12 protein-coding genes are annotated in these 11841 nt (G+C 73.3%); 7 read left to right on the forward strand and 5 right to left on the reverse strand.

Annotation, left to right across the window (positions count from 1 at the left end):
• Positions 1 to 29: 29 nt before the first annotated feature.
• Complete coding sequence (locus tag ACLGIH_RS32490; protein ID WP_416528861.1) at positions 30 to 1478, forward strand: amidase; 1449 nt, start codon at positions 30 to 32, stop codon at positions 1476 to 1478.
• Between the two features lie 94 nt (positions 1479 to 1572).
• Here ACLGIH_RS32490 and ACLGIH_RS32495 read toward each other — a convergent pair whose 3' ends face one another.
• Genes ACLGIH_RS32495 through ACLGIH_RS32515 form a run of 5 tightly spaced genes read right to left on the reverse strand, consistent with a single transcriptional unit; the run spans position 1573 to position 6853 of the window.
• Positions 1573 to 2361, reverse strand: a complete 789-nt coding sequence (locus ACLGIH_RS32495) for an ABC transporter ATP-binding protein (RefSeq protein WP_416528862.1) — start codon at positions 2359 to 2361, stop codon at positions 1573 to 1575.
• The gene (locus ACLGIH_RS32500; RefSeq protein ID WP_416528863.1) at positions 2354 to 3349 is read right to left on the reverse strand and encodes an ABC transporter ATP-binding protein; all 996 of its coding nucleotides are present in this window, start codon (positions 3347 to 3349) and stop codon (positions 2354 to 2356) included. Before ACLGIH_RS32500 ends, ACLGIH_RS32495 begins: the two co-directional genes overlap by 8 nt.
• Positions 3346 to 4212, reverse strand: a complete 867-nt coding sequence (locus ACLGIH_RS32505; RefSeq protein ID WP_416528864.1) for an ABC transporter permease — start codon at positions 4210 to 4212, stop codon at positions 3346 to 3348. The genes ACLGIH_RS32500 and ACLGIH_RS32505 overlap by 4 nt, the downstream gene beginning before the upstream one ends.
• The gene (locus tag ACLGIH_RS32510) at positions 4209 to 5159 is read right to left on the reverse strand and encodes an ABC transporter permease (RefSeq protein WP_416528865.1); all 951 of its coding nucleotides are present in this window, start codon (positions 5157 to 5159) and stop codon (positions 4209 to 4211) included. The genes ACLGIH_RS32505 and ACLGIH_RS32510 overlap by 4 nt, the downstream gene beginning before the upstream one ends.
• A complete protein-coding gene (locus ACLGIH_RS32515; RefSeq protein WP_416528866.1) occupies positions 5156 to 6853 on the reverse strand; it encodes a CocE/NonD family hydrolase in 1698 nt (565 codons plus the stop codon). The genes ACLGIH_RS32510 and ACLGIH_RS32515 overlap by 4 nt, the downstream gene beginning before the upstream one ends.
• Positions 6854 to 7041: 188 nt before the next feature.
• On the opposite strand from ACLGIH_RS32515, the gene ACLGIH_RS32520 reads away from it, so the two are divergent.
• The 6 genes from ACLGIH_RS32520 (at position 7042) to ACLGIH_RS32545 (ending at position 11820) form a co-directional block, all read left to right on the forward strand.
• Entirely contained in the window at positions 7042 to 7629 is a 588-nt protein-coding gene (locus tag ACLGIH_RS32520; RefSeq protein ID WP_416528867.1) for a TetR/AcrR family transcriptional regulator, read from the forward strand.
• A 10-nt stretch (positions 7630 to 7639) separates the two neighbouring features.
• Positions 7640 to 8560, forward strand: coding sequence for an aminoglycoside phosphotransferase family protein (locus ACLGIH_RS32525; RefSeq protein ID WP_416528868.1), 921 nt, complete (start codon positions 7640 to 7642; stop codon positions 8558 to 8560).
• A gap of 231 nt (positions 8561 to 8791) precedes the next feature.
• The gene (locus tag ACLGIH_RS32530) at positions 8792 to 9280 is read left to right on the forward strand and encodes a nuclear transport factor 2 family protein (RefSeq protein WP_416528869.1); all 489 of its coding nucleotides are present in this window, start codon (positions 8792 to 8794) and stop codon (positions 9278 to 9280) included.
• A 108-nt stretch (positions 9281 to 9388) separates the two neighbouring features.
• The gene (locus tag ACLGIH_RS32535) at positions 9389 to 9982 is read left to right on the forward strand and encodes a DinB family protein (protein WP_416528870.1); all 594 of its coding nucleotides are present in this window, start codon (positions 9389 to 9391) and stop codon (positions 9980 to 9982) included.
• Positions 9983 to 10177: 195 nt separating this feature from the next.
• Complete coding sequence (gene lpdA / locus ACLGIH_RS32540; protein WP_416528871.1) at positions 10178 to 11590, forward strand: dihydrolipoyl dehydrogenase; 1413 nt, start codon at positions 10178 to 10180, stop codon at positions 11588 to 11590.
• Positions 11587 to 11820 carry a hypothetical protein gene (locus tag ACLGIH_RS32545; RefSeq protein WP_416528872.1) on the forward strand — a complete coding sequence of 78 codons (234 nt, stop codon included), beginning with the start codon at positions 11587 to 11589 and terminating at the stop codon, positions 11818 to 11820. Before lpdA ends, ACLGIH_RS32545 begins: the two co-directional genes overlap by 4 nt.
• Positions 11821 to 11841 lie beyond the last annotated feature (21 nt).

Consider the following 11841-nt stretch of genomic DNA (forward strand, 5'->3'; position numbering starts at 1 on the left):
CACGCCCCCCACCACCCAGGAGACAGACGATGACCGACACCCAGGGCGACAAGCCGCTGTGGGACCGCCCAGCCGGCGAACTGGCCGCCGGCATCCGTGACAGGTCCTTCTCCGCGACCGAGGTCGCGGAATCGTTCCTGGAACGGATCGACGAGACCAACCCGGCGCTCAACGCCCTGGTGGACCTCCGCCCCGAGGAGGCGCTCGCCCAGGCGGCGGCCGCCGACGCGGCGGTGGCCGCCGGGCAGGACCTCCCGCCGCTGCACGGCGTGCCCGTATCCACCAAGATCAACACTTCGCAGCGCGGCTACGCCAGCTCCCACGGCCTTCCCGCCTGGGCCGGCGCCGTCGCGCAGGAGGACGCCGCCTGTGTCGCCGCGCTGCGCCGGGCGGGCGCGAACCTCATGGGCCGCAGCAACAGCCCGGCCTTCGCCGTACGCTGGTTCACCGGCAACGACCTGCACGGCAGAACGATCAACCCGTGGCACAGCGGACACACGCCCGGCGGATCGTCCGGCGGCGCCGCCGCCGCGGTGGCGGCCGGGATGGTGCCGATCGCGCAGGGCAACGACATCGGCGGCTCGATCCGCTTCCCGGCCTACTGCTGTGGCGCGGTGGGTCTGCGCCCCACGGTCGGCCTCGTCTCCGGCCGTGAGCCCCGCGGCGAGGAGGAGTTCGACAGCCCGCTGTCGTTCCAGACCATGGCCGTCCACGGCCCGCTCGGCTGGACGGTCGACGACGTCCGGCGGGGGCTGCACGCCATGGTCACGCCGGACCTCGTCGACCCGGTCGGGCTGCCGGCGCGCCCACCGCTGGGCGAGCCCCGCCCGGTCAAGGTCGCGCTCGTCCGTGACGTCGGCCTCGCCAAGCCCCACCCCGCGGTGAACGCCGCGCTCGACGACGCGGCGCGGTGGCTCGGCGAGGCGGGACACGAGGTGACGGAGGTCGAACTGCCGCTGCTGTCGGAGGCGGCCCGGCTGTGGTCGCTGCTGCTCTACGAGGAGCTGCGCACGATGCTGCCCGAGATCGAACGCTTCGGCGACGACCCGGTGCGGGTCTCCCTGGCCGCCTCGTTCGCCGCCGCCGCCGAGACCTGGGGCGAGCGGCCCACCCTGGAGGCCTACATCAAGGGCTACGCGCGGCGCGGCACCCTCATCGGCCGTCTCCAGCAGTACCTGGGCGACGACCGCGTCCTTCTGACACCGGTGTCGGCCGAGCCCCCGTTCGAGCAGGACGCCGACCTGGGCGGCGACCACCGGGTCCGGGAGCTGCTCGCCGCCCAGTGGCCGATGCAGGCCGTGCCGGTGCTCGGCTTCCCGGCGATGGCCGTGCCCACAGGCACCGCGGACGGGCTCCCGTCGGGTGTCCAGCTGATCGGCGGACGCTTCCGCGAGGACCTGCTGCTGCACGTGGCCGCGGCCATCGAGGCACGGGCCCCGCGCACGCGGCCGTCCCCGGGCCGGGTGAGCGCCGGCTGACCCGGCACCCGCACCAACGATCGTGCCCCCGTCGGTCACCCGGACCGACGGGGGCACGATCGTTTCCGCGGTGGGCGGCGCGGCGCGGCGCCGCTCAGGCGGCAGGCTGGCGCGTCCTTCTGCGCGGCTTCCAGCCCGGCTTCGGGATCGACTCGATGAGACGCCGCGTATAGGGGTCCCGCGGGTCGTCGAGAACGGTCGTGACCGGGCCGTGCTCCACGAGCCGGCCGGCCCGCATCACCAGCACCTCGTCACTGACGTGCCGGACGGCACCGAGGTCGTGCGTGATGAACAGCAGCGCGGTACCGGTGGTCTCGCGGATGTGGGCGAGCAGGCCGAGGATCTGCGCCTGGATCGACACGTCCAGCGCCGCGATCGCCTCGTCGAGGACGAGCACCCGGGGTTCGGCGGCGAGCGCGCGGGCGATCGCGACGCGCTGGCGCTGTCCGCCCGACAGGGCCTTCGGCAGGGACCGTGCCTGCCGGTCGTCCAGGCCCACCATGTCGAACAGTTCCGCCACCCGGGCCCGCAGCGCGGGCGCCGGCAGGGACCGGTGCAGTCCGACCGCCTCGGCGACGGCGTCGCACACCCGCTGACGCCGGTCGAGCGAGGCGTACGGATCCTGGAAGACCAGCTGGATCTGCCCGGCGCGAGCGCGCCGTTCCCGTGACCGCGGCCGTCCGGGCCGCCGTTCCTTGCCCGCGACGACGATCCGGCCCGCGCTGGGCGTCTCGAGGCCGGCGATCATGCGTGCGGTGGTGGTCTTGCCGGATCCCGACTCGCCGACGACGGCCAGCGAGCCGTGCTCCGCGAGCGAGAAGGTGACGTCGTCCACCGCGACGAAGTCACCGTAGACCTTGCGCAGGTGCTGTACCTCAAGCATGTCGGCCGGCCTCCTCGGGCGAGGGCGTGTAAGGGAAGTGGCAGGCCGCCGTGGCGTCGCCCACCGGGTGCGGCCGGGGCCGCTCCTCGCGGCACCGTTCCCGCACCCGGGGGCAGCGGTCGCCGAAGGCGCATCCGGCGGGTGCCTCGAAGGCGGACAGGGGGCGGCCGGCGATGGACCGCAGTTCCGCGTCACGGTCCGCGACCGAGGGCCGGGACGCGAGCAGCGCGCGCGTGTACGGGTGGGCGCCGCTGTCCCGGAGCCGGCCGGCCGGGAGTTCCTCCACGGTCGTGCCCGCGTACATCACCACGACCTTGTCGCAGACGGCGGCGGCCAGCTCCAGGTCGTGGGTGATGAACAGCATGGCGAGGCCGCGGGCCGCACGGGCCTCCGTGACGATGGCCATCACCTCCTCCTGCGTGGTGACGTCGAGGGCGGTGGTCGGCTCGTCGGCGAGGAGCAGCCGCGGCTCGGCCGCCAACGCCGCCGCGATCATGACCCGCTGCAGCAGGCCGCCCGACAGCTCGTGGGGCCGCTGCCGCATCCGCCGGTCGGCGTCGCCGATGCCCACCTCCCGCAGGATCCTGGTGACCTTGGCGACGGCCTCGGCGGTGGGCACCCCGCGCGCGGCCGTCAGGCCCTCCACGAGGAAGTCGCCGACACTGCGCGCGGGGTTGATGTGCGCCCTAGGATCCTGGAACACCATGGCGACATCGGCGGCACGGAAGGCGCGCAGGCGCTCCGGCGGCATCCCGGGCACGGACTCGCCCGCGAAGAGCAGCTCCCCGTGGACCCGGGCGCCGCCGGGCAGCAGCCGCAGCACGGACCGGGCCGTCAGCGACTTGCCCGACCCGGACTCGCCCACCAGGGCCACACCGGCGCCCTCGGGGATGCGCACGTCGGCACGGTGGACGACGGTGCGCACGATCCCGTCGACGGGAAGCTCGACGCGCAGCGCGTTGATCTCGAGCAGCGGTGACGGACTCATCTGTCGCCTCCGAGCAGACGCCGGGACAGTCCCGTACCCAGCAGGTTGAACGCCACCACGACGAGCAGGATGACCACAGCCGCGTACAGCGACTGCTGGGGGTGGCCGGCGAGGAGCGACGGAGCCCCGTTGGCCACCATCAGCCCCCACTCCGGATCGGGCGGCTGGCTGCCGAGCCCGAGGAAGGAGATCGCGGCCACGTCCAGCAGGGCGTAGCCGAAACCGATCGTGGCCTGTACGAGGACCAGGGGCCACAGATTCGGCAGCAGGTGGCGGAGCCAGATGCGCGCGGTGGGAGCGCCGAGGAGCTGCAGCGCCGCCACGTAGGGGAGATGGCGCTCCTTGAGCGCCGCGGACCGTACGACGCGGGTGATCAGCGGCAGATACGCGATCGACAGGGCCACGATCGGCGCGACGAGGCCCGCCCCGAAGACGGCCGCCGCCAGCACCGCCATGATCAGGCCCGGGAAGCCGAACACGACGTCCAGCGCACCCGAGACCAGGCGGTCGGGCCACCCGCCGAACCAGGCGGCGGACAGCGCGAGCAGGGTGCCCAGGGTCGTGGAGACGGCGATCACCGCGGCGGGCGCGGCCAGGCTCGCGCGGGTACCGCTGATCAGCCGGGACAGGATGTCGCGTCCGGTGTCGTCCGTCCCGAGGAGATGGGCCGCGGACGGCCCGGCGTTGACGTTCAGCGGGTCGACGGCGTTCGGATCGTGCGGGGCGATCAGCGGTCCGAGGACGGCCAGCAGCACGAACAGGGCGACCACACATCCGGCGCCGAGCGTCAGGCGGTCGCGCGGGCGTCCGCCGCGCGACCCGGTACGGGTGCGGGCGGTGCCGGTGGACAGGACGGTGCTCATCGGGCCCCCTTCCGGGCGGCCCGGGGATCGAGGGCGGCGCCGGCCAGGTCGACGACGGTGTTGATGACGACGAAGACGACCACGAAGATCAGCGACACGGCCTGGACCACGGCCATGTCCTGCTTCGACGCGGCCTCGATCATGAGCGCGCCCAGCCCTCCCGTGCCGAACGCCTGCTCGGCGACGGCGGCCGTGGCGATCAGTCCGGCGATGCCGACGCCGGACACCGCCAGGACGGGGCCCGACGCGTTGTGCAGCACATGGCGTCTGATCACCGTCCACTCGGGTACGCCACGGCTCCGGGCCGTCTCCACGTGCTCGGCGCTGAGCTCCGCGCGGACGGCTGTCCGGGTGACCTGGGCGACGTAGCCGATCCAGGTCATCGCCAGGGCGAGGGCCGGCAGGGTCAGGTGCGCGAGCGTGCCGGTGAGGCCCTCGCCGGAGCCGTACACCGGGAACCAGGGCAGCCGCACGGCGAAGAGCCAGATGAGCAGCACCGACATGACGAAGGTCGGTACCGCCATGGCACCCGCCGTGAGCGTGGTGGCCAGCGTCTCCGTGCGGCCGCCGCGCAGCGCGGCGACCGTGCCGATGACGACGCCCGCGGTGAGGACGAGGACGGAGGCGTAGCCGACGAGGGCGAGCGTGTCACCGGCCCGCGCGCCGATCAGGTCGGCGACGGAGTCGCGGTAGACGAGGGACCTGCCGAAGTCCCCCCGCAGACAGCCGCTCAGCCAGTGCCAGTAGCCCTGGACGAACGGATCGTCGAGGTGGTACTCGCGGCGGATCTGCGCCAGCACCTCGGGGTCGGGGTCCCGGCTGCCGCCGACGAGGAGCGTGGCGGGGTCCCCGGGCGTGAGGAACATGGCGCCGTAGATGGCCAGACTGGAGACGAGGACCGTCACGACGAGCGTGGCCAGCCGGGCGGCGACGAACCGGAGGGTCATCGTGGGCCGTCTCCTTCGCCGCGCCCCGCCCCGGGCAGGACGGTCAGCAGCAGGCGCGAGGGATGGGCCGGGCCGGTGTGGAGCGTCTGCAGGCTCGCCTTGGGGGCGGTCGTCAGCCAGGGGTCCTCCCGCGTCCCGGAGTTGGGCACGTGGTTCGGGAAGTCACTGCCGGCGATCATCAGCGCCAGGCGGTGGCCCGGGCGCAGCCGGTAACCGGTGTGGCCCAGCGCGATCTCCACCGCGCCGGGCCGGTCCGCCTGTGCGCACCCGCGCACGATCAGCCGCGCCGTCCCGTCCGGCGCCAGATCGAGCAGGCGGACGAACACGTCGTACGTGGGTGCCGTGCTCTCCGTGTGCAGCACCGCCTGTACGGGTCCGGCCAGGTCCAGCGGCGCGTCCGAGGCCTGGGTGGTGAAGACCAGGACGTCGTCCCGCTCCAGGGTGCGGCGCTCGTCGGGGTGGTCGCGCAGCAGCATGAAGGTGTTGTCCGCGGCGGACGGCACGAGGTCGTCCGGGTCGTACCGCCACTGCGCCGATTCCGCTCCGCCGGCCGGACGGGCGGCGAGCCTGCCGCCGGGGACCGCGCCGGTCGCCGCGGCCGGCTCCGCGAGGTACAGCTCGGTCCGCGTGGCCTGTGGCGGCGGCCAGCGGGCCGCGGTACGCCAGCCCACGTGACCGAGCTTCCAGCGCACCCGGGGCAGCCTCTCGGGCGGGGCCACGCCCTTGAGGAAGACGTCGAAGAACTCGAGAGCGGGGGCGGTGTAGGTGTCGAGCATGCACTCCAGAGCGGTGTCGTCGGTCTGGTGATCGGCGTCGGGCGACACCGGGGCGTTCTCCAGCGAGTAGTTCTCGTGGTCGGTCGCGTCGGCGATCAGGTACTGGACGGCCGCCCAGCCGGGGCGCCGGGCCAGCTCCGTGTAGTCGCGCAGGTGAGCGATGCCGAGGTTGTCGAACCAGCCCACGCAGTGCAGGACCGGCACCGGCCGGGCGTCGTAGGGATGCGGTCCGTTGTACGGGGAGAGCCGGATGCCGCCGGTCATCAGGTCGAAGCCCGCCGAGCGCTTCCCGATGCTCGCGAACGCCTCGTCGTAGGCGGTGATCAGGGGCCGTACGGTGAGGTCCGGGGTGAACTCGTACGTGTCCTGGTCCACCCAGATGTGCGCCTGGTAGTCGGCGCCCTCCAGCCACGGCGGCTGCGGGCCGCCCCCGGTGTCGTAACCGGCCACCCCCGGCCCGTTGTTGGTGCACGTCACCCGGGGGACGATCGCGCGGAGCGCGGGATGCTGACCGGAGACCGCCGACCACTGGGTGAACCCGTAGTAGGAGTCGCCGAACATGCCGACGGTCCCGTCGGACCACGGCTGGCGGGTGACCCACTCGATGGTGTCGTACCCGTCGTCCACCTCACCGGTCCAGCCGAGCGTCTCGCCCTCGGACCGGAACTTGCCGCGCACGTCCTGGACCACCATGACGTAGCCGCGCGCGGTGAACCGTGCGGCGATCCGGTCGAAGAACACGTAGCGGCTGTTCTTGTCGTAGGGCAGGCGCACCAGCACCGTCGGCGCGGGGCCGGCCGCCGGGCCGGTGCCGTACACGTCGGTGGCCAGCAGCACGCCGTCCCGCATCCGCACCATGTGCTGCTGTGCGTGCGGGGGGACGGGCTCGGGGGTGACGCGCCGGACAGCGAGGCTCATGGGTCCTCCGTAAGTTGTTGGGTGGCCCGGGAGGGCCGGGTGTGGCTTATGGGTTCTTGCCTTCAGTGGCTTGCCTGGAGTGGCCGCCCGGCTCCCAGGACGGGGCAACAGTGAAAAAACATCGTGATACAACAACGTTGCATCTCGCTGTGTTCAGCGTCAACCCCCCTCTGAGTTAGGTTGCCTCCATGCCGATCGACGTCGACGAAGTCCAGCGCCGCAGGGAAATCGCCGAGGCCACGCTCGCCGTCGCCGCCCGTGACGGGGCGCGCGCGATCACCATCCGCGCCGTGGCGAAGGAACTGGGCGGCTCCACGGCGATGGTCACCAACTACGTGCCCACCCGGATGGCGTTGATCACCAATGCCGTCCGTGCCGCGGAGTCCCGCTGGCGCGCCGACCTGGACGAGCACCTGGGCGACCTGGACGGCACGGACCGGCTGCGGGCGACGGTGGAGTGGCACCTCAGCACCGAGCCCGAGGACCTGCTGCTGCGCACCCTGTGGGTCGAGATGCTCTCGTCGGCGCGGACCGACCCCGAGGGGGTCGACCACCGCGAGCCGCGCGAGTCCCGGCAGGAGTTCCTCGAGGCGTCCGTCGCCGCCGGCGTGCCCGACGCCGAACTGGCGGCCGACGTGCTCTCCCTGCTGACGCGCGGGTACTTCGTCTCGACGGTGGAGGAGCCGGCCTACTGGACGCCCGAACGGGCCGGCCGCGTCGCCCGCGCGGTCGTCGACGCCCTGGTGGGGAACCAGGTCCGCCCGACTCCCAGTTGAGCGGGCCCGGGTGATCGCGGTACCGGAGGCGTTCGCGCGGGCCACCGTCGAGCGCGAAGGACGGCCGGGGGAGGCGTGGCTGGCCGAACTGCCCGGGATCGTCGACGACCTGCTGGAACGCTGGGAGTGCGCACCGGACGGCGCGGTGCTGCACGGAGGCGTCGGTGTCGTCGTTCCCGTACGGCGGGCCGAGGGCCCCGCCGTGCTCAAGGTGTCGTTTCCGCATCCCGGCAACGTCCACGAGCCGGACGCCTTCGCGGCCTGGGCCGGGCGGGGAGCCGTGGCGCTGTACGAGCGCGACGACGAACGGTTCGCGATGCTGCTCGAACGCGCCCGTACGACGACGCTGGCCGAGGCCGAGGACGGCGACCGCGTGGCGACGGTCGCCGGCCGGATCAGCCGCCGGCTGGCCGTCCCCGCACCGCCCGGTCTGCCCCGGTTGCGGGACCGGGCGGACGCCTGGGAACGCCGGCTGCGCAAGGACGCCGGGGAACTGGCGCACTCGCTCCCGCGCCACGTGGTGGACGCGGCCCTGGCGACGGTCCGGGAACTGGGCCGCGACCAGCCGGACACCCTCGTCCACGGCGACCTGCACGCCAGGAACGTGCTGCGGGCGGACCGCGAGCCGTGGCTCGCCGTCGATCCGAAGGGCTGTGCGGGGGACCCCGCCCACGACACCGGCACACTGCTGACCTCACGGGCGTTCCAGCTCCTCGCGGCGGACGACCTGCGCAGGGCCGCCCACCGGGTGATCGACGTCTTCGCCGAGGCGGCGGAGCTGGATCGCGAGCGTGCCCGGCGCTGGTGCCAGTTCCATGCCGTTCAGGCCGCGTTCGGCGGGCGGCGCCGTGGCTTCCGGGTCGCTCGCCGGGGACCGCTGCTGACCCGGCTCACCGGGTTCGCGGACGGCCTGGCGGAGCTGCTCACCTGACGCCGGGGTGGCGCACGGCCGCCTGGCAGTGCTGCTCACCCGACGCCGGGGCCCGACGACCGCCTGGCAGCGCCGGACGGTGCGGCCGGCAACCGGATGCCACCCCTCCGAAGACCGCCGTCCGCTCATTACCCCCGCGGTAATCGACCGCTCCCGCCCCGCCCGGCAGGATCGGACACACCGACGGACACCCGCCGGAATCCGAGAAACCAGCCGCCAGGAGTCACAGACATGTCCGCCGAGTCCACCGCTCCCACCACGAGTTCCGCCACCACTGGGCCCGCCGCCACGAGTTCCGCCCCCGCCGCGGACTCCGTCGCCGAGGCCACCCGGGCCGTCGTGCGTGAGTTCCTCACCGCCCGGCTGGCCGGGGACACCGAGCCGCTCGTCGCGCTCTTCGCCGACGACGTCGACTGGCTGCTGGCCGAGAACCCCACCGTCCCGTGGATCCGCCCGCGGTCCACCGCCGCCGAGTGCGCCGCCCAGTTCACCGAGTTGACGGAGCACACCGTGCCCGAGGACGCGCGCGCCGACGTCGACACCTTCCTCGTCGACGGCACCGACGCCGTCCTGATGGGCCACGTGTCGGGGACCGTCCGGGCCACGGGCAAGTCCTTCGAGGGCCCGTTCGCGCTGCGCCTGACGGTCGAGGACGGCCGGATAACCCGCCACCACCTCTACGAGAACAGCCTGTCGATCGCCCGGGCCTGCACCCCGTGAGAAGGCCGGTGGCCCGCGGCCCGCGGCCCGCGGCCCGCACCGGGCGCCGGGGCCGTCAGCGGTGACACGGGCCGTGGACAGAGCTCGCGCGAACGGCAGACTGGGCCCATGACAGCCTCGGACCCCAAAGCCGACCTCCACTTCTACCTGCAGTCCGCCCGCGACGCCCTGCTCTGGAAGCTCGAAGGGCTCCCGGAGTACGACATCCGCCGCCCGCACACGCCGACCGGCACCAATCTCCTGGGCCTGGTGAAACACGCGGCCACCGTCGAGCTGGGCTACCTCGGCGACACCTTCGGCCGTCCCTCACACGAGCCGCTTCCCTGGCTCGCGGAGGGCGCGGAGCCCAACGGCGACATGTGGGCCACGGCGGACGAGTCGCGCGAGGACGTCGTGGGCCTCTACCGCCGGGCGTGGGCGCACGCGGACGCGACGATCGACGCGCTCGCGCTGGACACGACCGGCAGGGTGCCGTGGTGGCCGAGCGGCCGCGACGAGGTCACGTTGCACCACGCCGTGGTGCGCGTCATCGCCGACACCCACCGGCATGCCGGGCACGCCGACATCGTCCGGGAACTCCTGGACGGCTCCGCCGGGATGAACGAGGGCAACGACGGCATGCCGACGGGCGACGCCGCCTGGTGGGAGGAGTACCGCGGCCGGCTGGAGCGCGCGGCCCGGGACGCCGGCCGCACGGCCTGACACCGGACGGGCCCGAGGGGGCGCCGTCCGGTGCTGCGCGAGTGCGGCGGGAGGCGCGGCAGGAGGTGCGCCCGGAGACCGCCTTCCCGTCCTGGGCAGCGGTTGCGGGAGGCGGTACGGCGCGTGGATGATCCGGTTGAGGCCGCTCAGCGCCGCCCGATGCCCGACAGCGCCCCGGAAGAAGGGACATTCCCCATGCCCGAGCAGGACGAACGCTTCGACGTCGTGGTCCTCGGAGCGGGTTCCGGCGGCTACGTCGCCGCCATCCGTGCCGCCCAGCTGGGCAAGCGGGTGGCGGTGGTCGAGGAGAAGTACTGGGGCGGCGTGTGCCTGAACGTCGGCTGCATCCCGAGCAAGGCGCTGCTGCGCAACGCCGAGCTGGCGCACATCGTCACCCGCGAGGCGAAGACCTTCGGCATCAGGATCGAGGGGCAGGTGTCCTTCGACTACGGCGAGGCGTACCGCCGCAGCCGCAAGGTCGCGGACGGCCGGGTCAAGGGCGTCCACTACCTGATGAAGAAGAACAAGATCACGGAGTTGGACGGCCGCGGCACCTTCCTGGACCCGCACACCCTCCAGGTGGCCGGATACGACGGCGAGACCCGCACCATCGGGTTCGACCACTGCATCATCGCCACCGGCGCCACGCCCAAGCTGCTCCCCGGCACCCGGCGCACCTCCCGGGTGGTGACCTACGAGGAGCAGATCCTCGCCGACGACCTGCCCCGGTCGATCGTCATCGCGGGCGCCGGCGCGATCGGCGTCGAATTCGCCTACGTGCTGCACAACTACGGGGTGAAGGTCACGATCGTCGAGTTCCTGGACCGCATGACCCCGCTGGAGGACCCCGAGGTCTCCGCCGAACTGGCCAAGCAGTACCGCCGCCTCGGCATCGACGTGCTCACCTCCACCCGCGTCGACGCCATCGACGAGTCCGGCCCGCAGGTCCGCGTCACCGTCACCGCGGAGGACGGCTCCCGGAAGGTGCTGGAGGCGGACAAGGTCCTGCAGGCGATCGGCTTCGCCCCGAACGTCGAGGGCTACGGCCTGGACACGACCGGCGTACGGGTCACCGAGCGCGGCGCCATCGACGTGGACGGCCGGTGCCGTACGTCCGTCCCGCACATCTACGCCATCGGCGACGTGACCGCGAAGCTGATGCTCGCCCACGCGGCGGAGGCGATGGGCGTGATCGCCGCCGAGACCATCGCGGACGCGGAGACCATGGAGCTGGACTACGCGATGATCCCGCGCGCCACCTACTGCCAGCCGCAGATCGCCAGCTTCGGGTACACCGAGGCCCAGGCCCGCGAGCTGGGCCACGACGTGAAGGTGGCCAAGTTCCCGTTCACCGCCAACGGCAAGTCCCACGGGCTGGGAGACGCCACCGGCTTCGTGAAGCTGATCAGCGACAGCAAATACGGCGAGCTGCTCGGCGGCCACCTCATCGGCCCGGACGTGACCGAGCTGCTGCCCGAACTGACCCTGGCCCAGCAGTGGGACCTCACCGTGCACGAGGTCGCCCGCAACGTCCACGCCCATCCGACCCTGGGCGAGGCGGTCAAGGAGGCGGTGCACGGACTGGCCGGTCACATGATCAATATGTGAGACCTGCCGGACCGGACTGGGTTGGGACCCGGGTCGCCCACCTGCTGGACCGCACCCGGCTCGGCCTGCTGCCCGACGGCGCCACGCTGATCAACACGCCCCGGGACTCCCTCGTCGACCCTGGACGGGCTGGAGCGCTGCACGCGGGGCCTGCCGTACGCGGACCCGGTGCGGGCCGGGCGGCCGGCGCGCTCCGCGTGACGGCGGTGCGGGGCGACGCGGCGCGGTGAGGAGGCGTTGTCGGGAAGTCG

Source organism: Streptomyces hamibioticus (assembly GCF_047946815.1).
Lineage (GTDB): Bacteria > Actinomycetota > Actinomycetes > Streptomycetales > Streptomycetaceae > Streptomyces.